Consider the following 23,720-nt stretch of genomic DNA (forward strand, 5'->3'; position numbering starts at 1 on the left):
GGCCGCCGCCCGCGCCACCCGGCCGCCGCCCGCGCCACCCGGCCGCCGCCCGCGCCACCCGGCCGCCGCCCGCGCCACCCGGCCGCCGCCCGCGCCACCCGGCCGCCGCCCGCGCCACCCGGCCGCCGCCCGCGCCACCCGGCCGCCGCCCGCGCCACCCGGCCGCCGCCCGCGCCACCCGGCCGCCGCCGCGTCACCCGGGCGTCCCCGGGGCGAACACAAGGGGTGCCGGGGCGGAACGCGCCACCACGGCCGCATACCATCGACCAGAGACCCTTCCGTCCGGCAGGTGCGGAAGACGCTTCGAACGAGGGGACACCGTGGACGTGAGCGGCGGGAGCGGGCAGCCGCGGCCGGGCAACGACGAGCCGGCCGAGCACCCCGCGGACCCTACGGCCCCCGCGGCCGGCCCCACCGGTCCCACCGGCCCCGAGCCCGCACCCACGGCCCCCGGGCAGCACCCCGCGGCCCACGCCGACGGCGGCGGGAACAGCGAGAACGACGGCGACGGCGACGGCGAGAAGAGCGAGAACGCCGAACACGCGGAGAACGCCGAACACGCGGAGAACGCCGACAAGGCTGTGAACGCCGGGAACGCCGACAGGGCGGCGCACGCCGGGAACGCGGAGAACGCCGGGAACGCCGGGAACGCCGACAAGGCGGCGCACGGCGGGACCGCTGAGGACGCCGGGGGCAAGGCCGCGGGCCGGCCCGGGGACGACGGCACCGCACCCGGCGCCGGCCACGACCACCGCTCCCTCGCGCACACCGGTATCGCCAAGGGCCGGCCGCCCCAGCCGCGGCCCAAGGAGCCCGGTGGCGGGATCCTCATGGGCCGCCCCTTCGGCGTCCCCGTCTACGTCGCCCCGAGCTGGTTCCTCGTAGCCGCCCTGATCACCTGGGTCTTCGGCGGCCAGCTCGACCGCGTACTGCCCGAACTGGGCGCCGCCCGCTACCTCGTGTCCCTCTTCTTCGCCGTCGCCTTCTACGCCTCCGTCCTGGTCCACGAGCTCGCCCACACGGTCGCCGCGATCCGCTTCAAACTCCCCGTCCGCCGCATCCAGCTGCAGTTCTTCGGCGGCGTCTCGGAGATCGAGAAGGAGGCCGAGACCCCGGGCCGCGAGTTCGTCCTCGCCTTCGTCGGGCCCCTGCTCTCCCTCGTCCTGGCCGGCCTGTTCTACCTCGCCATGAAACCCGTCGAGCCCGGCACCGTCCCTGGGGTCCTGCTGGCCGGACTCATGGTCTCCAACCTCATCGTCGCGATCTTCAACCTCCTGCCCGGCCTCCCCCTCGACGGCGGCCGCATGCTCCGCGCCGTCGTCTGGAAACTCACCGGCAAACCGATGAGCGGCACCGTCGCCGCCGCCTGGGTCGGCCGCGCCCTCGCCGTCTCCGTCCTGATCGGCCTGCCCCTGCTCAACTCCTCCGGCGCCTTCGGCGGCGGCGGCGAGGACATGGGCGGCATGGACACCGTCACCGACGCCCTGCTCGCCGCCATCCTCGCCGCCATCATCTGGACCGGCGCCGGCAACAGCCTGCGCATGGCCCGGCTGCGGGAACACCTCCCCGAACTGCGCGCCCGCACCCTCACCCGGCGCGCCGTACCGGTCGAGAACGACACCCCCCTCTCCGAGGCCCTGCGCCGCGCCAACGCCGCCGGAGCCCGCGCCCTCGTCGTCGTCGACGCCGACGGCAACCCGCTCTCCCTCGTCCGCGAGGCCGCCATCGTCGGCGTACCCGAACACCGCCGCCCCTGGGTCGCCGTCAGCGGCCTCGCCCAGGACCTCACCGACGGCATGCGGGTCTCCGCCGAACTGGCCGGAGAGGAACTCCTGGACGTCCTACGAGCCACCCCGGCCACCGAATACCTGGTCGTCGAGGAGACCGGCGAGATCTACGGCGTCCTGTCCGCCGCCGACGTCGAGCGCGCCTTCGTCAACGCGATGGCCCGCCCGGCCTGAGCCGCCCCGGCCGCTGGCGAAGCCCCCGGCAGGGAACCGGTAGGCTGTTCACATGTCCGAACCGACCGGTGCCGCCCGCAGGCGCGGGCCCTTCAAGGTCGGGGACCAGGTACAGCTGACCGACCCCAAGGGTCGCCACTACACGTTCACGCTCGAAGCCGGGAAGAACTTCCACACCCACAAGGGTTCCTTCCCGCACGACGAACTGATCGGCGCTCCCGAGGGCAGCGTTGTCCGCACCACCGGCAACGTCGCCTACCTCGCGCTGCGCCCCCTGCTCCCCGACTACGTCCTGTCCATGCCCCGCGGGGCAGCCGTCGTCTACCCGAAGGACGCGGGGCAGATCCTCGCCTTCGCCGACATCTTCCCCGGCGCCCGCGTCGTGGAGGCCGGCGTCGGCTCGGGCTCGCTCAGCAGCTTCCTGCTGCGGGCCATCGGCGACCAGGGCATGCTCCACTCCTACGAGCGCCGCGAGGACTTCGCGGAGATCGCCAAGCAGAACGTGGAGCGCTACTTCGGCGGCCCCCACCCCGCCTGGCAGCTCACCGTCGGCGACCTCCAGGACAACCTGTCCGACACCGACGTCGACCGCGTCATCCTCGACATGCTCGCCCCCTGGGAATGCCTGGAGGCCGTCTCCAAGGCACTCGTCCCCGGCGGCATCCTGTGCTGCTACGTGGCCACCACCACCCAGCTCGCCCGGACCGTCGAGTCCATCCGGGAGATCGGCTCCTTCAACGAGCCGACCGCCTGGGAGACCATGATCCGCAACTGGCACATCGAGGGCCTGGCCGTCCGCCCCGACCACCGCATGATCGGCCACACCGGCTTCCTGCTCACCGCCCGCCGCCTCGCCGACGGCGTCGAGCCGCCCATGCGCCGCCGACGCCCCGCCAAGGGCGCCTACGGTGAGGACTACGCCGGCCCCAACGCCGACGGCGGCGCCGGCCGCTGACCGGCCGCACGCACCCACAACGCGAGGGCGCCGTGCCCGAGTTCCCCCACCGGCGGAACTCGGGCACGGCGCCCTCGCGTTGACCGCACGCCCTGCCGCACACCGAGGACCCCGGGACACCCCGCCCCCCGGTCCGGGCCCGCGCCGGGGGGTGCGTCGCCTGCGGGAATCCCCGACCCCGCCGTTCCCCCGCACTGTGACATGTGGCACCATGCAGGCCACCCCACCGGCACAGCCCTCACAGGAGACACTCCTCGTGCAGCAATCCGCCGTTCCGGAGCTCGCCCACGCCCAGGCCCGGCCCATCCACTGGCTCGCCACGGCCACAGCCGTCGCCGGCGTCGTGGCCCTCTCCTCCGTCGCCCAGCCCGGATCGGCCACGGCGGCCCAGAGCACCCCCGAAACCAGGACCGCGTCCGCCCCCGCCGCGCCGCCCAGCACCGCCGGCGTGCACTTCCCCCTGGACTGCGGCCCCGTCAAAGCGGTGGTCGCCGCACGGGCCGGCGCGGACCTGGACGGCGACGGCAGGCCGGAAACCATCGCCGTCGTGCACTGCGACGCCCCCATGGGCACCCCGCCCGACGGCGTCTACGTCCTCACCCGCTCCGCCGACCGCGCCGCGCCACGCGTGATCGCCACCCTCGTCGATCCCGGCGAACGCCTCACGGTCACCGGCCTCGCCGTCCACGCGCGCGCCGTCTCCGCCACGCTGCTCGGCTACTCGTCGGACGCCGTGCCCAGTTGCTGCCCCGACACGAAGACCCCGGCCACCTGGCAGTGGAACGGCAAGGCGTTCCTCCGCTCCACCCCGGCCGGGGCCCACAGCGTCTGAACCGAACTCACTCCGCGTCGGGCCCGTACACCTCGACCCTGTCCGAGACCCGGCGCACATGGATGCAGTCGCCGGGACACTCCTTCGCCGAATCCACCACGTCCGTCAGCAGCGGCAGCGGCACCGGCGTGGTCGCCCCGGGAGTCTGCAGCAGCTCGTCGTCCGCGCCCTTCACATAGGCCAGCCCGTCGATGTCCAGCTCGAACACCTCCGGGGCGTACTGCGCACAGATCCCGTCGCCGGTACACAGGTCCTGGTCGATCCAGACCTCCAGCGCCTCGCCGCCCGGGGCCTCCTGCTGCACGGTCACCTCTCCTGCCGTCGGTTCGCCGGCCGGCCCGGGCGCCACAAGGGCCAGCCCGGTCCGCTCCAGCGGCTGTTGAACACCCCCGACCCTACCTCCGCCCCGTTCACGGCCACGTGGGACCGGCCCCGGGGTTTCCCGCCCCGCGCCCTCGGGTACGAGCGCCGGACCGGGAGAGGGTGCCACGGCGGCCGGGTCGACCACTTCGAGCCGCCACGGCAGTGACACCAGCCGCTCCAACCGTCGCTCTGCGTGATGACCGTACGAGCGCTCTGCGTGCTGCCCGCACCCCGGCCGAACCCTGCGCGGCGGACAACTCCGGCCAGTCACGGAGGGTTTTGACCACGCCAAGCACGGAACAAGCTGCTTTCCCTCCACGTTCAGTGGGTATCCCCTCCGTGCGAGGGAGTGTGCAGCGGGTGACCGACGACACACCTTGACAGTCTTTGTGATCTAGGGGTTTCAATCGACACCCACCCAGGTAGGGTCTGGAAGCGTCCAGCTCCCCTTGGAGGAGGTGAGGACCGTGGCAGCCCACGACGACGACATGAACCGCGGCATCCGCCCGGGACGCGGGTCCGACGACCCGGCCGGGCAGATCGCCTACCTTGAGCAGGAGATCGCCGTCCTGCGCCGCAAGCTCGCCGACTCTCCGCGCCACACGAGGATTCTCGAAGAGCGGATCGTCGAGCTGCAGACAAACCTGGCCGGCGTGTCCGCCCAGAACGAACGACTGGCCAACACGCTCCGCGAGGCCCGCGACCAGATCGTGGCCCTCAAGGAAGAGGTCGACCGGCTCGCCCAGCCGCCGGCAGGCTTCGGTGTCTTCCTGCAAGCCAACGAGGACGGCACCGCCGACATCTTCACCGGCGGCCGCAAGCTCCGGGTGAACGTCAGCCCCGGCGTCGAACTCGACGACCTGCGGCGCGGCCAGGAAGTCATGCTCAACGAAGCGCTCAACGTGGTCGAGGCCATGGAGTACGAGAGCGTCGGCGACATCGTCACCCTCAAGGAGATCCTCGAGGACGGCGAACGCGCGCTCGTGCTGGGGCACACCGACGAGGAGCGGGTGGTGCGGCTCGCCGAGCCGCTGCTGGACGTCACCATCCGGCCCGGCGACGCGCTCCTGCTCGAACCCCGCTCCGGCTACGTCTACGAGGTCGTACCCAAGAGCGAGGTCGAGGAACTCGTCCTCGAAGAGGTGCCCGACATCGGGTACGAGCAGATCGGCGGCCTCGGCAACCAGATCGAAGCCATCCGCGACGCGGTCGAGCTGCCCTACCTCTACCCCGACCTCTTCAAGGAGCACGAGCTGCGCCCGCCCAAGGGCGTCCTGCTCTACGGCCCGCCCGGCTGCGGCAAGACACTCATCGCCAAGGCCGTCGCGAACTCGCTCGCCAAGAAGGTCGCCGAGGTCACCGGCCAGGCCGCCGGCAAGAGCTTCTTCCTGAACATCAAGGGACCCGAGCTCCTCAACAAGTACGTCGGCGAGACCGAGCGGCAGATCCGCCTCGTCTTCCAGCGTGCCCGCGAGAAGGCCAGCGAGGGCACACCCGTCATCGTCTTCTTCGACGAGATGGAATCTCTCTTCCGCACCCGTGGCTCCGGCGTCAGCTCGGACGTGGAGAACACCATCGTCCCCCAGCTGCTCGCCGAGATCGACGGCGTGGAGGGCCTGCAGAACGTGGTCGTGATCGGCGCCTCCAACCGCGAGGACATGATCGACCCCGCCATCCTGCGCCCCGGCCGCCTCGACGTGAAGATCAAGATCGAGCGCCCGGACGCCGAGGCCGCCAAGGACATCTTCGGCAAGTACCTCACCGAGCGCCTCCCGCTGCACCCCGACGACCTCGGCGAGCACGGCGGCGACCGGACCACCACCGTCCAGAGCATGATCCAGACGGCAGTGGAGCAGATGTACGCCGAGTCCGAGGAGAACCGCTTCCTGGAAGTCACCTACGCCAACGGCGACAAGGAAGTCCTCTACTTCAAGGACTTCAACTCCGGCGCCATGATCGAAAACATCGTCGGACGCGCCAAAAAGATGGCGATCAAGGACTTCCTGGAAAAGACCCAGAAGGGCCTCCGCGTCTCCCACCTGCTCCAGGCATGCGTGGACGAGTTCAAGGAGAACGAGGACCTGCCCAACACCACCAACCCGGACGACTGGGCCCGGATCTCCGGAAAGAAGGGCGAACGGATCGTCTACATCCGTACCCTCATCACCGGAAAGCAGGGCGCGGACACCGGACGCTCCATCGACACGGTGGCGAACACCGGTCAATACCTGTAAAAGCAGGGCGGCTGCGGGTGCCCTCACCGGGTACCCGCAGCCGACTTGTTTTTCCGGCCACGACCGGAGCAGCCAATGACGCAAATGATCTCCCCACCAGCGCAAAGGCGTTCTAGGCTCGTTCCTACCGCCGAGTCGCGCAATGCGGGGACGGGCACCGCACACGCACACCGGAGCGCCAGCGGTACTTGAGCGGCGCCCACGACCGAGGGCGCCGCCGGGCAAGGAGGGCCGCATGACCGTACGGCGAGTAATGGGCATCGAGACGGAGTACGGGATCTCCGTCCCCGGTCACCCCAACGCCAATGCCATGCTCACCTCGTCCCAGATCGTCAACGCCTACGCGGCGGCGATGCACCGGGCCCGCCGGGCCCGCTGGGACTTCGAGGAGGAGAACCCGCTGCGGGACGCGCGAGGCTTCGACCTCGCCCGGGAGGCCGCCGACTCCAGCCAGCTCACCGACGAGGACATCGGCCTCGCCAACGTCATCCTCACCAACGGCGCACGGCTCTACGTCGACCACGCCCACCCCGAGTACAGCGCCCCGGAGGTCACCAACCCCCGTGACGCCGTCCTCTGGGACAAGGCCGGTGAACGGATCATGGCGGAGGCCGCCGAACGGGCCGCCCAGCTCCCCGGTGCCCAGCCCATCCACCTCTACAAGAACAACACCGACAACAAGGGCGCCTCCTACGGCACGCACGAGAACTACCTGATGAAGCGGGAGACCCCCTTCTCGGACATCGTGCGCCACCTCACGCCCTTCTTCGTCTCCCGCCAGGTCTTCGCCGGCGCCGGCCGCGTCGGCCTCGGTCAGGACGGCCACGAGCACGGCTTCCAGCTCAGCCAGCGCGCCGACTACTTCGAGGTCGAGGTCGGTCTGGAGACCACCCTCAAGCGCCCCATCATCAACACCCGCGACGAACCGCACGCGGACGCGGAGAAGTACCGCCGCCTGCACGTGATCATCGGGGACGCCAACCTCTCCGAGATCTCCACCTACCTCAAGCTCGGCACCACCGCCCTGGTCCTGTCCATGATCGAGGACAGCTTCATCGCCGTGGACCTCGCCGTCGACCAGCCCGTCCGCACCCTCCACCAGGTCTCGCACGACCCCTCCCTCAAGCGCCAGGTCACCCTGCGCAGCGGACGGACACTCACCGCCGTCCAGCTCCAGATGGAGTACTACGAGCTGGCCCGCAAGTACGTCGAGGAACGCTACGGCGCCGACGCCGACGACCAGACCAAGGACGTCCTCAGCCGCTGGGAGGACACCCTCACCCGGCTGGAGAACGACCCCATGAGCCTGGCCGGCGAGCTGGACTGGGTGGCCAAGCGGGAGCTGATGGAGGGCTACCGCCGCCGCGACGACCTCGACTGGGACGCCGCCCGGCTCCACCTCGTCGATCTCCAGTACGCCGACGTACGCGCCGAGAAGGGCCTCTACAACCGCCTGGCGGCCCGCGGACGCATCAAGCGGCTCCTGGACGAGTCCGAGGTCGACAGGGCCCGCACGAAGCCGCCGGAGGACACACGCGCCTATTTCCGCGGCCGGTGCCTGGAGCAGTACGCCGACGACGTCGCCGCGGCCAGCTGGGACTCGGTCATCTTCGACCTGCCCGGCCGGGACTCCCTGCAGCGCGTCCCAACCCTGGAACCACTACGCGGAACGCGAAATCACGTCAAGGAGCTGCTGGACCGCTGCCGCACGGCGGACGACCTGGTCAGGGTCCTGTCAGGCGGCTGAGCGCGATCAACGGCCGGAGCAGCGGGTACTCGAACCGCCCCGGGCGGACGGGGTGGAAAGCCCACCGCCCGGGAATCATCGAGGTGGCCCCCGCACGTTGTGGAAACTGCGGGGCCGATGTCGGACCCGGCCTATAGGGTCTGATCATCACCGATCGGCAGGCGAACTGAGCGGGGTGAGGGTTATGGCAACCAAGGACACCGGCGGCGGCCAGCAGAAGGCGACGCACTCGACCGAACAGGCCGAGGAGCAGACGCAGGACGCACAGGCCTCCGAGGATCTCAAGGAACGGCACGAGAAGCTGAGCGACGACGTGGACTCGGTCCTGGACGAGATCGACGATGTCCTCGAGGAGAATGCAGAGGACTTCGTGCGCTCCTTCGTTCAGAAGGGCGGAGAGTAGCTTTTCCCTTCGAATTGAAGGCCAGTCCGGGGGTGAGGTTGGAAAGCGAAGAGGGCGTGAAGCGCTGCTCACGGTGCAAGCGGCAAAAGCCGTGGGCGGCCTTCGCGCGAGACAAGGCGATGCGGGACGGGTTACAGGCCTACTGTCGCGAATGCTGGGCGGCTTACCACCAGTCCCGGAAACTGGCGAAGGGCAAGAACGTCCGGCCGCGAGTGCAGACCCCTGCAGGCCATAAATTCTGTCGGAGTTGCGGGGAAGTGAAGCCGCACGGTGAGTGGCACCGCAACGCAACGGCTTCCGATGGCCTCTCGACGAGCTGCAAGGCGTGCCGCGCAGCGAAGGGGCGAGCCGATCACCTGAAGCGGAACTACGGCCTCACCGAAGCCGAGCGTGACGCCATGGTCGCCGCCCAGCGCGGACTCTGTGTGATCTGCCTGAACGCTCCGGCCGTACATGTGGATCACTGCCACAAGACGGGTAGGGTCCGTGGCGTACTGTGCTTCAACTGCAATTCGGTCATCGGCAAGTTGGGAGACGATCCCGACGCCGTTCGCCGGGCCGCCTCTTACCTGGAAGGAAACTCGTGGAAGCCAATACTCGTGGCACCGGGCGTCTACCAGCTGCCTTCCTGACGCCAGGGTCCTCCTCCTTCATGGACTTCCTCTCCGGCCACCAGCCGGAGATGCTGCCCGGCAACCGGCAGCTGCCGCCCACACAGGGTGTGATCGAGGCGCCGCACGGGACGACCATCGTGGCCGTGACGTTCCCCGGTGGCGTGGTGCTCGCCGGTGACCGCCGGGCCACGATGGGCAACGTCATCGCCCAGCGGGACATCGAGAAGGTCTTCCCGGCGGACGAGTACTCGGCGGTCGGTATCGCCGGCACCGCCGGTCTGGCCGTGGAGATGGTGAAGCTCTTCCAGCTGGAGCTGGAGCACTTCGAGAAGGTCGAGGGCGCGCAGCTGTCCCTGGAGGGCAAGGCGAACCGGCTGTCGACCATGATCCGGTCCAACCTCGGCATGGCCATGCAGGGTCTGGCCGTGGTGCCCCTGTTCGCGGGGTACGACGTGGACCGGGAGAAGGGCCGCATCTTCTCGTACGACGTGACGGGCGGCCGTTCCGAGGAGCACAACTTCGCGGCGACGGGTTCCGGCTCGGTCTTCGCGCGCGGTGCGATGAAGAAGCTGTTCCGGGGCGACCTGACCGAGGAGCAGGCGACCACGCTGGTGGTGCAGGCCCTCTACGACGCGGCCGACGACGACTCGGCGACCGGTGGTCCCGACGTCGCCCGCCGGATCTACCCGATCATCACTGTGATCACCGAGGACGGTTTCCGCCGGCTCACCGAGGAGGAGGCGTCGGAGCTGTCCCGGGCGGTGCTCCAGAAGCGTCTGGAGGAGCCGGACGGTCCGAAGGCCGCTCTGCTCTAGGGCGGGCCCGGTTTCTTGTTAGGTGATCCAGTGACCATGACAGAAAGGGACGGATAACCGGTGTCGACGCCGTTCTATGTCTCACCCCAGCAGGCCATGGCCGACCGGGCGGAGTACGCCCGCAAGGGCATCGCCCGCGGTCGCAGCCTGGTCGTGCTGCAGTACGCCGACGGCATCGTGTTCGTCGGTGAGAACCCGTCCCGCGCGCTGCACAAGTTCAGCGAGATCTATGACCGGATCGGTTTCGCGGCGGCCGGCAAGTACAACGAGTACGAGAACCTGCGGATCGGCGGTGTGCGCTACGCCGATCTGCGCGGCTACACCTACGACCGTGACGACGTGACGGCCCGTGGTCTGGCGAACGTGTACGCGCAGACGCTGGGCACGATCTTCTCCTCCGCGGCGGAGAAGCCGTACGAGGTGGAGCTGGTGGTGGCCGAGGTGGGGGAGACCCCCGAGGGCGACCAGATCTACCGGCTGCCGCACGACGGCTCGATCGTGGACGAGCACGGATCGGTCGCGGTCGGCGGTAATGCGGAGCAGATCGGCAGCTTCCTGGACCAGCGGCACCGCGACGGGATGTCGCTGGCGGAGGCGCTGAGGCTGGCTGTGCAGGCTCTGTCGCGGGACACCAACGGCAGCGAGCGGGAGATTCCCGCCGAGCGCCTGGAGGTGGCCGTGCTGGACCGCACGCGTCCGCAGAAGCGCAAGTTCAAGCGCATCGTCGGCCGTCAGCTCTCCCGGCTGCTGGCGGCGGAGGGTGCGGGCACGGAAGCGGAGACCTCCGAGGAGGAGTGAGCCGTCGCCGTCCGCCGTTCTGTGGTGCCCCGGCCGGGTCTTCGGCCGGGGCACCGGGCTCAGCGGGGGGCGGGCGGCGGTGCCGTGGAGCCGCGCACGACGAGTTCGACGGGGATGTCCCCGCTCTGCGGTTCGCGGCCTTCGAGGACGGCGAGGAGGGCCCGCATGCCGCGTTCGCCGAAGAGTTCGGCGTCGAGCCGGACGGTGGTGAGTTCGGGGTCGATCGCGGTCGCCAGGGCGAGGTCGTCCAGCCCGGTGACGGAGATGTCGTCGGGGATGCGCAGGCCGAGGCGGCGCAGGGCCTTGTAGGCGCCGGCGGCGAGTTTGTCGTCGTCGCACACGATGGCCGTGGGCCTGGGGCCGGCGGCGGTGAGGGCGGCCTCGGTGGCGGCCCGGGCGCCGTCGATGGAGATCGGGGCGCGAGCGGTGCGCAGGTCGGTGCCGGGGACGGCGGCGGTGTGTGCCGCGAGCTCCGCGGCGCGGACCTCGAAGGTCCAGGAGGGCACGTCGGCGGCGAGGTGCAGGATGCGCCGGTGGCCGAGGCCGAGCAGGTGGGTGGCGACCTGGCGGACGCCGTCGGCGATGTCGAGGTTCACGGTGGCGGCGCCGAGGCTGCCGGCGGGGTCGCTGTCGAGCATGACGAGGGGCAGCTGGTCGCCGCGGATGGCGGTGAGGGCGTCGGCGGCCATGGACGAGGCGATGACGCCGTCCAGGGCGGCCTGGGCGGACGCGAAGGGGTCGCGGGCGGGGCCGATGCCTTCCGGCGAGGGGTAGAGGACGACGCCGAAGCCGTGTGCGGCGGCGACGCGGGCGGCGCCGGTGTAGACGCCGGCGAAGAACTCCGTGGTCAGGGCGGGCACGACGAGCAGGACCGTGCGTGTGTGGCCGAGGCGGAGGTTGCGGGCGGCGAGGTTGGGGCGGTAGCCGAGGTCGCGGGCCGCTTCCCGGACGCGTTCGGCGGTGGTCTGCGACACGCGTCCGCGCCACTTGTCACCCAGGACGAGGGAGACGGCGGCCTGCGAGACTCCGGCGGCCTGTGCGACGTCCCGGCTGGTGGGGCGCGTGCTGCTGCGTGCCACGGTGGGCCTGCTCCTTGTCGTCGGGGCGTCGGGCCGCGGGCCGCCGGGGGCGGGGGCCCTGCGGCTCGCCGAGGTCGTCTGGACGTGCGAACTGCGCACATGGTACGTATGGAAGACGACGTTATACGTAACACTTGGAGGCGGGCATGGCCACGGGATACCTGGAGATCCTGAAGGCGAGGCACGCGCTCCGGCTGCTCACCGGCACCCTGGTGGGCCGCCTGCCCAACGCCACCGCCGCCATCGCGCTGGTGCTGTTCGTGCGGGCCGAGGGCGGCACGTACAGCCTCGCCGGGGCCCTCGCGGCCGTGTACGGCGTCGCCAACGCGGTCGGCCAGCCGGTGCTGGGCCGCCTGGTGGATCTGTACGGGCAGCCGCGTGTGCAGCTGCCCGCGGCCGTCCTGGCGGCCCTCGCCATGACGGTGTTCGCGCTGAGCGGCACCGATCCGCTGCCGCTCGCCTACGCGGCCGTGGCGGCGTCGGGCCTGTTCACCCCGCCGCTGGAGGGCGGTCTGCGGGCCCTGTGGCCGTCGGTGCTGCGCCGGGAGGAGCAGGTGCACACGGCGTACGCCATGGACGCGATCGCGCAGGAGATCATGTTCACCGCGGGGCCGCTGCTGGTGACGCTGTGCGTGTCGCTGTGGGACGAGCGCGCCGCCCTGCTGGTGCTGAACGTCCTGGGGGTGCTCGGGGCGCTCTCGGTGGTCGTCTCGCCGCCGTCGCGGGCGTGGCGCTCGGCCCCGCGCGAGGCGCACTGGCTGGGCGCCCTGCGGTCGTCCGGGCTGCTCGCGCTGCTCGCCGCGTTCCTGTTCATCGGCATGGCGCTGGGTTCCATCACGGTCGCGGCGGTGTCGTACGCCGACGGTCACGGCGGTGACGCGGTGTACGGCTGGCTGATGGCCGGGCTGGGGCTCGGGGCCCTGGCTGGCGGCGCCGTCTACGGGGCCCGCCGGTGGGCGGGTGCGCCCGAGCGGCGACTGCGCGTGCTGGTGGCGCTTCTGGCGGTGTGTTACCTGCCGCTGACGCTGGTGCCCGGGCCGGTGGCGATGGTGCTGCTCAGTGTGGTCTCCGGGGTGTTCCTCGCGCCGTGCATCGCCTGCGCGTTCATCATCGTGGACCGGCATGCGCCGAGGGGCACGGTCACCGAGGCGTTCTCCTGGCTCGTGACGACGTTCACCGTGGGCGCCTCGGTGGGAACGGGCCTGGCGGGGCCGGTGGTCCAGGCCGGTGGCACGGTGTGGGGCTTCGCCCTGCCGGGTGCGGCGGGCGCGGTGTCGTTGCTGGTCCTGCTGGGCACCGGACGGGTCCTCGCAGCTCCCGCGCCGGGCGGGGTCGTTGCGGCTTCATCGGAAAATGATCCAAATCGTGCTGTCGAACCCCGTTTCAGCTCGGGGGATCGGGCGTAATGTTCCCTCATGGACCGCCGCATTTTCGGGCTGGAGAACGAGTACGGCGTCACGTGCACGTTCAGGGGACAGCGCCGCCTGTCTCCTGACGAGGTGGCGCGATACCTCTTCCGCCGTGTCGTGTCATGGGGCCGCAGCAGCAATGTCTTTCTGCGAAACGGCGCCCGGCTCTATCTCGACGTGGGCTCACATCCGGAATACGCGACACCCGAATGTGACAACGTGACCGAACTGGTCACCCACGACAAGGCCGGCGAGCGCATTCTCGAAGGACTCCTGGTGGACGCGGAACGACGCCTGCACGAGGAGGGAATCGCAGGCGACGTCTACCTCTTCAAGAACAACACCGACTCGGCGGGCAACTCCTACGGTTGCCACGAGAACTACCTGGTGGCGCGGCACGGGGAGTTCTCCCGGCTCGCGGACATCCTCATCCCGTTCCTGGTCACCCGGCAGCTGCTGTGCGGCGCGGGCAAGGTGCTGCAGACGCCGCGGGGCGCCGTCTACTGCGTCAGCCAGCGGGCGGAGCACATCTGGGAGGGCGTCTCCTCGGCGACGACCCGCTCCCGGCCCATCATCAACACCCGCGACGAGCCGCACGCGGACGCCGAGCGGTACCGCCGGCTGCACGTCATCGTCGGTGACTCGAACATGTCCGAGACGACGATGCTGCTGAAGGTCGGCGCCACCGATCTGGTGCTGCGCATGATCGAGGCCGGCACCGTGATGCGGGACCTCACCCTGGAGAACCCGATCCGGGCGATCCGGGAGGTCAGCCACGACATCACCGGCCGGCGCAAGGTGCGGCTGGCCAGCGGCCGGGAGGCCTCCGCGCTGGAGGTCCAGCGCGAGTACTTCGACAAGGCGCTGGACTTCTGCGACCGCCGGGGCATCCGCACCGGTACGGTCGCGCAGGTCCTGGAGCTGTGGGGCCGTACGCTCGAGGCGATCGAGAACGAGGAGCTGGACCGCATCGGCACCGAGATCGACTGGGTCATGAAGTACAAGCTCATCGAGCGGTACCGCGCCAAGCACAACATGACGATGTCGCATCCGCGGGTCGCCCAGATAGACCTCGCCTACCACGACATCCACCGCCGTCGTGGCCTGTACTACCTGCTGGAGAAGAAGGGTCAAGCCGCCCGCGTCTGCAACGACTTGAAGATCTTCGAGGGCAAGTCGGTGCCGCCGCAGACCACTCGGGCGAGGCTGCGCGGCGACTTCATCCGGCGGGCGCAGGAACAGCGCCGGGACTTCACGGTCGACTGGGTGCACCTGAAGCTCAACGACCAGGCACAGCGCACCGTACTGTGCAAGGACCCGTTCCGTTCCGTGGACGACCGGGTGGAGAAGCTGATCGCCGGAATGTAGGGGCCGGCGAGTGAGCCGGGCGTCCGGGTGGTGGGCCCGAACGCCACACGGGCGCCGTACGTTTCCCGTACGGCGCCCGCGTCAGGTCGTAGAGTTGCGCGCACGCCATCCGCAAGATCGACCGATTACGAGGCTCTTCCGTGCGCCGACGCTCACTTCTCCTCGCCGCCGTTCCCGCAGGACTGGTCACGCTCGCCGGATGCGGTGACGGCACGTCCGAATCCAGCAGGACGAGCGCCTCGCCGTCGCCCTCGGTGTCGTCCTCGCCGCCGCCGAAGGTCGTGGACGGGCCGCTGCCGGCGATCACGGCGGGCAGGAAGTTCGGGGAGAAGCCGACCATCGCCAAGGGGTCGGGTCAGCCGTCGAAGGATCTCGCGGTCAGGACCGTGATCGCGGGCAGTGGCCGGCCGGTCGCGGAGAACGACTTCATCCGGGCCGACTACCTCGGCCAGATCTGGAGCTCGGGGAAGGTCTTCGACAACTCCTACGACCGCAAGCGTCCCCTGGTCATGCAGCTCGCCCAGGGCAGCATCATCGACGGCTGGCGGTACGCCCTGCAGGGCAAGAAGACGGGCAGCCGGATCGAGATCGCCGTGCCGCCCGCCCTGGGGTACGGCCCGGGGGGCAACTCGCAGGCCGGCATCAAGGGCACCGACACCCTGGTGTTCGTCATCGACCTGCTGGAGTCGTTCAACTCCAGGAGTTCGGCCAAGGGCACGCCGGTGCCGCAGTCGGACGCCGCCCTGCCGAAGGTGGGCACCGACACCGACGGCCAGGTGCCGAAGGTCACGATCCCGAAGACGGACCCGCCGAAGAAGCTCGTGTCGCAGTACGTCCTGGAGGGCGACGGTCCCGAGCTGAAGTCCGACCAGACGGTGCTGTGCCAGTTCCAGGGCCTGGTCTGGGACGGTGGCAAGACGTTCGAGCGGACGTACGGCTCGGGCCGGCTCAGCCAGTTCTCGCTGGAGCAGATGGAGCAGGCGGTCAAGGGCCTCGCCCAGGGGCTGACCGGCAAGAAGGTGGGCAGCAGGCTGCTGATCGTGATCCCGCCGGAGCTGGGGTACGGGGACAACCCGCCGAGCGGCGGGGTCGTCAAGAAGGGCTCGACCCTGGTGTTCACGGTGGACGTCCTGGCGGCGATGTAGCCGGGCGCGCCCGCGGCGGGCGTGCGGGCCGCGGAGATGAAAGACTGTCCCCGTTTCGTGTCGTACACAAGCAGGAGCTTTTGACGTGAGCAACGAGAAGCCCGAGATCGACTTCCCCGAGGGCAACCCCCCGGCGGACCTTGAGATCAAGGACATCTGGGAGGGCGACGGGCCGGTCGCGGAGGCGGGCCAGACCGTCACCGTGCACTACGTGGGCGTCGCTTTCAGCACCGGTGAGGAGTTCGACGCCAGCTGGAACCGCGGTACCCCGTTCCGCTTCCCGCTCGGCGCCGGCCGGGTCATCGCGGGCTGGGACAAGGGTGTGCAGGGTATGAAGGTCGGTGGCCGGCGCCAGCTGACCATCCCCTCCCACCTCGCCTACGGCAACCAGAGCCCGACCCCGGCGATCAAGGCCGGCGAGACCCTGATCTTCGTGGTGGACCTCATCGCCGTCTGATCCACGGCCCAGGTCCGACCGGATCTGATCACCTTGGGCCCATGCCTGCTCGGGCATGGGCCCTCGGCTTTTGTCACCGCACGTCGGAGCGGTACGGTCATCGGTCGTAAGCACCATAGTGAAGACGAAGGGCGTCGATGGCCATTGCCAAGGCCGAGCGGCTGATGAACCTCGCGCTGTGTCTGCTCGGCACCCGCCGGCCGCTCAGCAAGCGCGAGCTGCGCGAGAGCATCGAGGCCTACCTGGAAGCGGGCTCCGACGACTCCTTCAACCGGATGTTCGAGCGGGACAAGGACGACCTGCGCGAGCTGGGCCTGGTCATCGAGACGGTCGAGAACCTCGACGGCGAGGTCGGCTACCTCGCCCGGCGGGACAGCAACCGCCTGCCCCCGATCACCCTGGACGCCGAGGAGGCCGCCGCCCTCGGTCTCGCCGCCAAGATCTGGCAGCAGGCCCGCCTGGCCGGGGCCGCCAGCGGCGCCCTGCAGAAGCTGCGCGCCGCCGGGCTGCCCGAGGACGTCGACCCGTACGAGGCGCACGGCGCGCTGGAGCCGCGCATCCCGGTGCACGAGGCCGCCTTCGAGCCGCTGATGCTGGCCTGCCGGGACCGCCGCCCGGTGCTCTTCGAGTACCGCAAGGCGTCCGCCGCCCGTCCCGAGCCGCGCAACGTCGAGCCGTGGGCGCTGGAGTGCTGGCGTGGCCACTGGTACCTGGCCGGCTTCGACCGCGACCGGGGCGCCGAGCGCGTCTTCCGGCTCTCCCGGATCACCGGCAGGGTCAGGTCCCGCGGCACGGGCTTCACCGCTCCCGTGCCGGACGTGGTCACCGTGCGGGAGACCGTGGCGAGCTGGGCCGGTGAGACCGCCGACCGCTCGGCGGTGATCAGGCTGCGGTCCGGCGCCGGTTACCCCCTTCGGGCGAAGGCCACCGAGGTCCGGGAACTCGGCGACGGCTGGGACGAGTTGGAGATCCCGTACGGGCACGGCCTGGATGCCTGGCTGGCGGAGTTCGGGCCGGTCGTCGTGGTCGTCGAGCCGGCGGAGCTGCGGGCCGACGTGGTGGACCGGCTGCGTGCCGTGGCCAAGGGCTGAGGGGGAGCAGGACTGTGGCAGGAAAACCGGCCAGGACGGTCAACGCCATCGACCAGACCCGGCGGATGCTCTCCCTGGTGACGTATCTGCGGGAACGCCCCGGCGCCCGGATCGCCGACGTGGCGCGCGCTTTCGGTATCAGCGAGGACGAGCTGGTCGCCGACCTGGATCTGCTGCCCATGTGCGGCACCAGCTTCCGTGGCGGGGATCTGCTGGACATCGACACCGACGGTGAGCGCATCTGGTGGCACAACCCGGCCGCGCTGGGTGAGGAGGCGGCCGAACCGCTCCGGCTCGCCGCCGACGAGGCGACCGCCCTGCTGGTCGCGGCCCGGGCGGTGGCGACGCTGCCCGGTCTGCGGGAGGGGGACCGGCAGGCGCTGCTGCGGGCCACGGCCAAGGTGGAGACCGCGGCCGGCGAGGCGGCCGGTGCCAGTTCCCGCCTGTCGGTGACCTTCGAGTCCGAGGGCGGCGTCTTCGCCGACGTCGACCGGGCGATCTCCGAGCGCCGCCGGCTCTGGATCCGCTACTACTCCCCGGCCCGTGACGAGATCACCGAGCGTGAGATCGACCCGATCCGGCTGGTCAGTGTCGGTCACACCTATGTGGAGGCATGGTGCCGGCGCTCCGAGGCGCGGCGCACCTTCCGCCTGGACCGGGTGGCCGAGATCAGGATCCTCGACGAGCCCTCGGCCCCGCCCGAGATAGAGCTGCGCGACCTCTCCGAGGCCCTGGTGCAGCCGGCCGCCGAGGACCCCGAGGTGGTGATCGAGGTCGGTCCGGGAGGTCGCTGGGTCGCCGAGTACTACCCGCACGACAGTGCCGATGAGCTGTCCGACGGCGGGCTGCGTATCACGTTGCGCACCCCTGACCCGGCCTCCCTGCGCCGGCTGGCGCTGCGGCTCGGCCGCGACGGCCGGATCGTCTCGCCGCCGGAGCTGGCCGAGTGTGCCCGGCAGGCGGCCCGTGAGGCGCTGGCGGCCTATGACGGCGCGGGCGGCGCGGTCCCGGGTGCGGACGGCGGCCCGGCCGGGAGGGCCGTGTGAGCCGAGGCCGTGGCGCCCCGGCGGCGGACGACCGAAGCGATCAGAGGAAGAGGGGCGAGGGCTGTGTACGAGTCTGCGGAGTCCGGCGCGGGTGAGATGACGGTGGCGGCGGCCTTCGCCGGGATGCGCAGAGTGGTCCCGGTGATGTTCCGGGCCGGCTGCCCGGACTGCCGGGGCCGCTTCGAGCTCGCCGCGAGCGCCTTGCGCCTCGCCATCGGCGCGAGCAGCCGGACGACGTTCTACTCCTTCGACTGCCCCGACTGCGGCGCCGCGGTCCGCAAGCCGGCCGGGGAGCGGATCGTGGAGCTGCTCACCGGCGGCGGGGTCAGGACCCTGCGCCTGCACTCCACGGTGTAGCCGGTCCGCCGCCGGCGCGTGCCGCCCGCCCCGGTGACGGACGGGGGCGCGGCCGGCTGCGGCCGCGGGGCGGGGGAGGGGCTAGTCTCGGCGTCATGTTCTGGCCGATGTTCGCGGTAGCCGTGGGTTTCCTGGGTCTCGCCGTCCTGGGGGTGCTCGCCGTCCGGGTCTTCCTGGCGGCGCGCGGTCTGGGGGAGCAGGTCGCCGACTCCACGCGTCGTATCAGCCGGGCCGCCGAGGATCTGGAGCGGGCGTCGGTGAGCGCGGCCCGGGCCGCGGACACGCTGTGAACGGGGCCCGGCGGGGCCCGCGCGGGCCGGGTCTCCGTGCGCCGTCGGTCACTTCGCCCTGTCACCTTGCCCACCCGGCCAGGTACGCTGCTGGTCGCGGCCCGGGAACGAGGCGCGGTCCGCGGAGCAGGAGTAGGCCCGGGGATTGTTCCGCGTTCACCCCCAGGCGTTACGATCGCAGCCAGCATGACGTTCGGACGAGTGTCCGACCTGTCGGACATGCCCGCCTCGATGAGAAGGTGAAGATTTATGTTCCGCAACGGACTTGAGCCGTGGCACCTGCTGATCCTCGTTGTGGTGATCCTCCTCGTGTTCGGCTCCAAGAAGCTGCCGGACATGGCGCGCTCGCTCGGCAAGTCCGCCCGCATCCTGAAGAGCGAGGCGAAGGCGATGAAGGACGACGGCAAGCAGCCCGCCGACACCGCCCCGTCCGCCGAGGAGCCCGCTCCCGCTCAGCGTACGATCCAGGCCGCGCCCGGCGACGTGACCAGCTCCCGGCCGGTCAACGAGCCGACGGACACGACCCAGCGCTGACGCGAGGACCGGGGGCATCCGGTCCTCTGTACGAGATGAGGATGTGGGTTGCTCAAGTCTGCCCGCAAAAAGGAGAGGGATCCCGAGGGGCGGATGCCGCTCGCGGATCACCTGCGTGAGTTGCGTAACCGGCTCGCGAAGGGTGTCCTCGCGATCCTTGTCGTCACGATCGTCGCGGCCTTCTTCTACCGGGACATCATCGACGTCATCACCCGGCCGATGCTGGACGAGATCGGCTGCCACCAGTCCTTCGGTGAGCTGGCAGACGTCAAGAACGTCCGCTGCGCGCACATCACCGTCAGTGGTCTGCTCGCGCCCTTCACCCTGGCCCTGAAGGTCGCCCTGATGGCCGGTGTCGTGCTCGCGTCGCCGGTCTGGCTCTACCAGCTGTGGGCGTTCGTCGCGCCGGGCCTGCACCGCAACGAGAAGAAGTACGCCTACGCGTTCGTCGGCTTCGGCTTCCCGCTGTTCCTCGTCGGCGGCTACCTCGCGTTCCACGTGCTGCCCACCACGGCCAAGTTCATGATCGACCTCACGCCCGAGGGCGCCGAGAACCTGTTGCCGCTGGACGACCTGCTGGACCTCATCACCCGCATGATCGTCGTCTTCGGCCTCGCCTTCGAGATGCCGCTGCTGCTGGTCATGCTGAACCTCACCGGGGTGCTGTCCGGTCGGCGCATGCTGGGCTGGTGGCGCGCCATGGTGGTCGGCATCACCGTGTTCGCGGCCGTGGCCACGCCCAGCCCCGACCCGATGACGATGCTGGCGCTGGCGGCGCCGATCTGGGCGCTGTACTTCCTGGCCGTGGGCATCTCGATGCTGAACGACCGGCGCCGGGCCCGCCGCGAGACCGAGGGTCCCGGCGACGACGAGGCGTCCGAGCTGGATCTCACCCCCGAGGACATCGGCGAGATCGAGCCCGTCTCGGCCAGCCGCGCGCTGCCCGAGCAGGCGAGCACCGACCGGGTCAACGGCTACGACGACGTCACCTGAGCCCTCACCGAGCCGCCGTGCGATGCCCCCGCCCTCCCGAGGACGGGGGCATCCGCCGTACGGGCCTGACCGGGCCGGCCGGCCGGGGATCCCGATAATGATCGTCCTGTTGTCAGCGGGGCCCGGTACGCTCGAAAGTACGATGACAGAGGATCTCTCACCGGCCGAGCGGTACGCGGCAGCCCGCAGGCGGGCAGCCGAGCAGGCCACCGCGCTCGCCTCCTTCCGCGAGATGTACGACTTCGGCCTCGACCCCTTCCAGATCGAGGCCTGCCAGGCGCTCGAAGAGGGAAAGGGCGTGCTGGTGGCCGCCCCCACCGGCTCGGGCAAGACGATCGTGGGCGAGTTCGCCGTCCACCTCGCCCTCAAGCAGGGCAAGAAGTGCTTCTACACGACCCCCATCAAGGCGCTGTCGAACCAGAAGTACTCCGACCTGTGCCGTCGCTACGGCAGTGCCAAGGTCGGCCTGCTGACCGGCGACAACAGCGTGAACTCCGACGCCCCGGTGGTCGTGATGACCACCGAGGTCCTGCGGAACATGCTGTACGCGGGCTCGCAGACCCTCCTGGGCCTCGGCTACGTGGTGATGGACGAGGTGCACTACCTCTCCGACCGCTTCCGCGGCGCCGTGTGGGAAGAGGTGATCATCCACCTGCCCGAGTCGGTGACCCTGGTGTCGCTCTCCGCCACCGTGTCCAACGCGGAGGAGTTCGGCGACTGGCTGGACACTGTCCGGGGCGACACCGAGGTGATCGTCTCCGAGCACCGGCCCGTGCCGCTGTTCCAGCACGTGCTCGCCGGGCGCCGGATGTACGACCTGTTCGAGGAGGGCGAGGGCCACAAGAAGGCCGTCAACCCCGACCTGGCACGCCTCGCCCGCATGGAGGCCACCCGGCCGTCGTACCAGGACCGCAGGCGCGGCCGGTCGATGCGCGAAGCCGACCGGGAACGCGAGCGCAGGCAGCGCTCCCGGGTGTGGACGCCGGGCCGCCCCGAGGTCATCGAGCGCCTGGACTCCGAGGGGCTGCTGCCCGCGATCACCTTCATCTTCAGCCGCGCCGCCTGCGAGGCCGCCGTCCAGCAGTGCCTGTACGCGGGCCTCAGGCTCAACGACGAGGAGGCGCGCGAGCAGGTCCGTGCCCTGGTCGAGGAGCGCACCGCCTCCATCCCGCACGAGGACCTGCACGTCCTCGGCTACTACGAGTGGCTGGAGGGTCTGGAGCGCGGCATCGCCGCCCACCACGCGGGCATGCTGCCGACCTTCAAGGAGGTCGTCGAGGAGCTGTTCGTACGCGGCCTGGTGAAGGCGGTGTTCGCCACCGAGACCCTCGCGCTCGGCATCAACATGCCCGCCCGCTCGGTGGTGCTGGAGAAGCTCGTCAAGTGGAACGGGGAGCAGCACGCCGACATCACGCCAGGCGAGTACACCCAGCTGACCGGTCGTGCGGGCCGCCGGGGCATCGACGTCGAGGGCCATGCCGTGGTGCTGTGGCAGCGCGGCATGAGCCCCGAGCACCTCGCCGGCCTCGCGGGCACGCGCACCTATCCGCTGCGCTCCAGCTTCAAGCCGTCGTACAACATGGCGGTCAACCTGGTCGAGCAGTTCGGGCGGCACCGTTCGCGTGAGCTGCTGGAGACGTCCTTCGCCCAGTTCCAGGCGGACAAGTCGGTGGTCGGGATCTCCCGCCAGGTGCAGCGCAACGAAGAGGGCCTGGAGGGTTACCGGGCCTCCATGACCTGCCATCTCGGTGACTTCGAGGACTACGCGCGGCTGCGCCGCGAACTGAAGGACCGGGAGACCGAGCTGGCCCGGCGGGGCGCCGGTGAGCGGCGGGCCGAGGCGGCCGTGGCCCTGGAGAAGCTCAAGCCGGGTGACGTCATCCACGTGCCGACGGGCAAGTACGCCGGACTGGCCCTGGTGCTGGACCCGGGCCTGCCCGCCGGCCGCTCCAACGGACACCGCGGCTTCGACCACCACGACGGGCCGCGCCCGCTGGTGCTGACCGCCGAACGGCAGGTCAAGCGGCTGGCGTCCATCGACTTCCCGGTGCCGGTGGAGGCGCTGGACCGGATGCGGATCCCGAAGTCCTTCAACCCGCGTTCGCCGCAGTCCCGCCGGGACCTCGCCTCGGCGCTGCGCAGCAAGGCCGGGCACATCCCGCCGGAGCGGGCCCGCAAGAAGCGCTCGCAGGCCGCCGACGACCGGGAGATCGCCCGGCTGCGGACCGCCATCCGGGCCCACCCCTGTCACGGCTGCACCGACCGCGAGGACCACGCCCGGTGGGCCGAGCGCTACCACCGGCTGCTGCGCGACACCTCGCAGCTGGAGCGGCGCATCGAAGGCCGCACGAACACCATCGCGCGGACCTTCGACCGGATCGTGGCCCTGCTGACCGAGCTGGACTACCTGCGCGGTGACGAGGTCACCGAGCACGGCAAGCGGCTCGCGCGGCTGTACGGCGAACTGGACCTGCTGGCCAGCGAGTGCCTGCGCGAGCGGGTGTGGGAGGGCCTCGACCCCGCCGAACTCGCCGCCTGCGTCTCGGCGCTGGTGTACGAGGCACGCGTCGGCGACGACGCGATGGCGCCGAAGCTGCCGTCGGGCAAGGCCAAGGCCGCGCTCGGCGAGATGGTCCGGATCTGGGGCCGGCTGGACGGGCTGGAGGAGGACTTCCGGATCAACCAGACCGAGGGTGTCGGTCAGCGCGAGCCCGACCTCGGCTTCGCCTGGGCCGCCTACATGTGGGCCACCGGCAAGGGGCTGGACGAGGTGCTGCGCGAGGCGGAGATGCCGGCCGGTGACTTCGTGCGCTGGTGCAAGCAGGTCATCGACGTGCTCGGACAGATCTCCGCGGCCGCCCCCACGGAGGGTTCGACGGTCGCCAGGGCCGCGCGCAAGGCGGTCGACCAGTTGCTGCGGGGCGTGGTCGCCTACTCGTCGGTGGGCTGAGGCGGGGCAGACGCCGAAGAGGGCCGGCGGCTCGGGTTCGCGGACGCGGACCGAGCCGCCGGCCCCTTGCGTCGTGCCCGGCGCCGGACGGGCGGGCCTCGTCGGCCGTGTCGCACCACCCCGGACCGTCTTCGGCAGACGGTCCGGGGCGAACTGCCGCCCGGGGAACGGCTGTCGCGGCCACCGAGGTGCGGCCGCCGGTTCCTTTTCACCCTGCACGGTGAGTGACTCTCGCACGCCCGTGTGCCGCTACCGAACGTGTGCGAACAAGAGCGCTGC

Annotated in this window: 22 protein-coding genes; 20 read left to right on the forward strand and 2 right to left on the reverse strand. The window is 70.8% G+C overall.

What is annotated here, in order from left to right:
* The first annotated feature begins 320 nt into the window (after positions 1–320).
* The 3 genes from GT045_RS35405 (at position 321) to GT045_RS35415 (ending at position 3,748) form a co-directional block, all read left to right on the forward strand.
* Positions 321–1,961: a site-2 protease family protein gene (locus GT045_RS35405; RefSeq protein WP_161336725.1), complete on the forward strand. Its 1,641-nt coding sequence runs from the start codon at positions 321–323 to the stop codon at positions 1,959–1,961.
* A gap of 52 nt (positions 1,962–2,013) precedes the next feature.
* A complete protein-coding gene (locus GT045_RS35410) occupies positions 2,014–2,916 on the forward strand; it encodes a tRNA (adenine-N1)-methyltransferase (protein WP_030744719.1) in 903 nt (300 codons plus the stop codon).
* Positions 2,917–3,172: 256 nt separating this feature from the next.
* Positions 3,173–3,748, forward strand: coding sequence for a hypothetical protein (locus tag GT045_RS35415; protein ID WP_161336726.1), 576 nt, complete (start codon positions 3,173–3,175; stop codon positions 3,746–3,748).
* Positions 3,749–3,755: 7 nt separating this feature from the next.
* Here the strand turns inward: GT045_RS35415 and GT045_RS35420 are convergent, their stop codons facing one another.
* Positions 3,756–4,058, reverse strand: a complete 303-nt coding sequence (locus tag GT045_RS35420) for a ferredoxin (protein WP_161293182.1) — start codon at positions 4,056–4,058, stop codon at positions 3,756–3,758.
* A gap of 520 nt (positions 4,059–4,578) precedes the next feature.
* Between GT045_RS35420 and arc the strand changes: the two genes are divergently transcribed.
* The 6 genes from arc to prcA all read left to right on the forward strand — a co-directional run bounded on the left by arc (position 4,579) and on the right by prcA (position 10,722).
* A complete protein-coding gene (arc, locus tag GT045_RS35430; protein WP_161293185.1) occupies positions 4,579–6,345 on the forward strand; it encodes a proteasome ATPase in 1,767 nt (588 codons plus the stop codon).
* A gap of 235 nt (positions 6,346–6,580) precedes the next feature.
* Entirely contained in the window at positions 6,581–8,092 is a 1,512-nt protein-coding gene (gene dop, locus GT045_RS35435; RefSeq protein ID WP_345942857.1) for a depupylase/deamidase Dop, read from the forward strand.
* Between the two features lie 184 nt (positions 8,093–8,276).
* Positions 8,277–8,495, forward strand: coding sequence for a ubiquitin-like protein Pup (locus GT045_RS35440; protein WP_161336727.1), 219 nt, complete (start codon positions 8,277–8,279; stop codon positions 8,493–8,495).
* Between the two features lie 38 nt (positions 8,496–8,533).
* A complete protein-coding gene (locus GT045_RS35445) occupies positions 8,534–9,127 on the forward strand; it encodes an endonuclease VII domain-containing protein (RefSeq protein ID WP_161336728.1) in 594 nt (197 codons plus the stop codon).
* Entirely contained in the window at positions 9,079–9,924 is an 846-nt protein-coding gene (gene prcB / locus GT045_RS35450) for a proteasome subunit beta (protein ID WP_161289479.1), read from the forward strand. The genes GT045_RS35445 and prcB overlap by 49 nt, the downstream gene beginning before the upstream one ends.
* A gap of 60 nt (positions 9,925–9,984) precedes the next feature.
* Positions 9,985–10,722 (forward strand): proteasome subunit alpha, encoded by a 738-nt coding sequence (gene prcA / locus GT045_RS35455; protein WP_161289477.1) that lies wholly within the window; start codon positions 9,985–9,987, stop codon positions 10,720–10,722.
* 59 nt (positions 10,723–10,781) lie between these two features.
* Here the strand turns inward: prcA and GT045_RS35460 are convergent, their stop codons facing one another.
* Entirely contained in the window at positions 10,782–11,801 is a 1,020-nt protein-coding gene (locus tag GT045_RS35460; protein WP_161289475.1) for a LacI family DNA-binding transcriptional regulator, read from the reverse strand.
* 146 nt (positions 11,802–11,947) lie between these two features.
* On the opposite strand from GT045_RS35460, the gene GT045_RS35465 reads away from it, so the two are divergent.
* From GT045_RS35465 to GT045_RS35515, 11 genes are all read left to right on the forward strand, one after another.
* Positions 11,948–13,207 carry an MFS transporter gene (locus GT045_RS35465; protein ID WP_161336729.1) on the forward strand — a complete coding sequence of 420 codons (1,260 nt, stop codon included), beginning with the start codon at positions 11,948–11,950 and terminating at the stop codon, positions 13,205–13,207.
* Positions 13,208–13,216: 9 nt separating this feature from the next.
* On the forward strand, positions 13,217–14,578 hold the full coding sequence (gene pafA, locus GT045_RS35470) for a Pup--protein ligase (RefSeq protein ID WP_161289472.1): 1,362 nt from the start codon (positions 13,217–13,219) through the stop codon (positions 14,576–14,578).
* Between the two features lie 140 nt (positions 14,579–14,718).
* Positions 14,719–15,723, forward strand: coding sequence for an FKBP-type peptidyl-prolyl cis-trans isomerase (locus GT045_RS35475; RefSeq protein WP_161289470.1), 1,005 nt, complete (start codon positions 14,719–14,721; stop codon positions 15,721–15,723).
* A gap of 85 nt (positions 15,724–15,808) precedes the next feature.
* Positions 15,809–16,180, forward strand: a complete 372-nt coding sequence (locus tag GT045_RS35480; RefSeq protein WP_161289468.1) for an FKBP-type peptidyl-prolyl cis-trans isomerase — start codon at positions 15,809–15,811, stop codon at positions 16,178–16,180.
* A gap of 137 nt (positions 16,181–16,317) precedes the next feature.
* The gene (locus GT045_RS35485) at positions 16,318–17,271 is read left to right on the forward strand and encodes a WYL domain-containing protein (RefSeq protein WP_161289466.1); all 954 of its coding nucleotides are present in this window, start codon (positions 16,318–16,320) and stop codon (positions 17,269–17,271) included.
* Between the two features lie 14 nt (positions 17,272–17,285).
* Complete coding sequence (locus tag GT045_RS35490; RefSeq protein WP_161336730.1) at positions 17,286–18,317, forward strand: WYL domain-containing protein; 1,032 nt, start codon at positions 17,286–17,288, stop codon at positions 18,315–18,317.
* Between the two features lie 96 nt (positions 18,318–18,413).
* Positions 18,414–18,674: a hypothetical protein gene (locus tag GT045_RS35495; protein WP_161288305.1), complete on the forward strand. Its 261-nt coding sequence runs from the start codon at positions 18,414–18,416 to the stop codon at positions 18,672–18,674.
* 95 nt (positions 18,675–18,769) lie between these two features.
* The gene (locus GT045_RS35500; RefSeq protein ID WP_161288299.1) at positions 18,770–18,964 is read left to right on the forward strand and encodes a hypothetical protein; all 195 of its coding nucleotides are present in this window, start codon (positions 18,770–18,772) and stop codon (positions 18,962–18,964) included.
* 249 nt (positions 18,965–19,213) lie between these two features.
* Positions 19,214–19,498: a Sec-independent protein translocase subunit TatA gene (tatA, locus tag GT045_RS35505; protein ID WP_161288297.1), complete on the forward strand. Its 285-nt coding sequence runs from the start codon at positions 19,214–19,216 to the stop codon at positions 19,496–19,498.
* 48 nt (positions 19,499–19,546) lie between these two features.
* Positions 19,547–20,491 carry a twin-arginine translocase subunit TatC gene (gene tatC, locus GT045_RS35510; RefSeq protein WP_202515234.1) on the forward strand — a complete coding sequence of 315 codons (945 nt, stop codon included), beginning with the start codon at positions 19,547–19,549 and terminating at the stop codon, positions 20,489–20,491.
* 97 nt (positions 20,492–20,588) lie between these two features.
* A complete protein-coding gene (locus GT045_RS35515; RefSeq protein WP_161288295.1) occupies positions 20,589–23,441 on the forward strand; it encodes a DEAD/DEAH box helicase in 2,853 nt (950 codons plus the stop codon).
* The last annotated feature ends 279 nt before the right edge of the window (positions 23,442–23,720 follow it).

The organism is Streptomyces sp. SID486 (assembly GCF_009865385.1).
Taxonomy (GTDB): Bacteria; Actinomycetota; Actinomycetes; order Streptomycetales; family Streptomycetaceae; genus Streptomyces.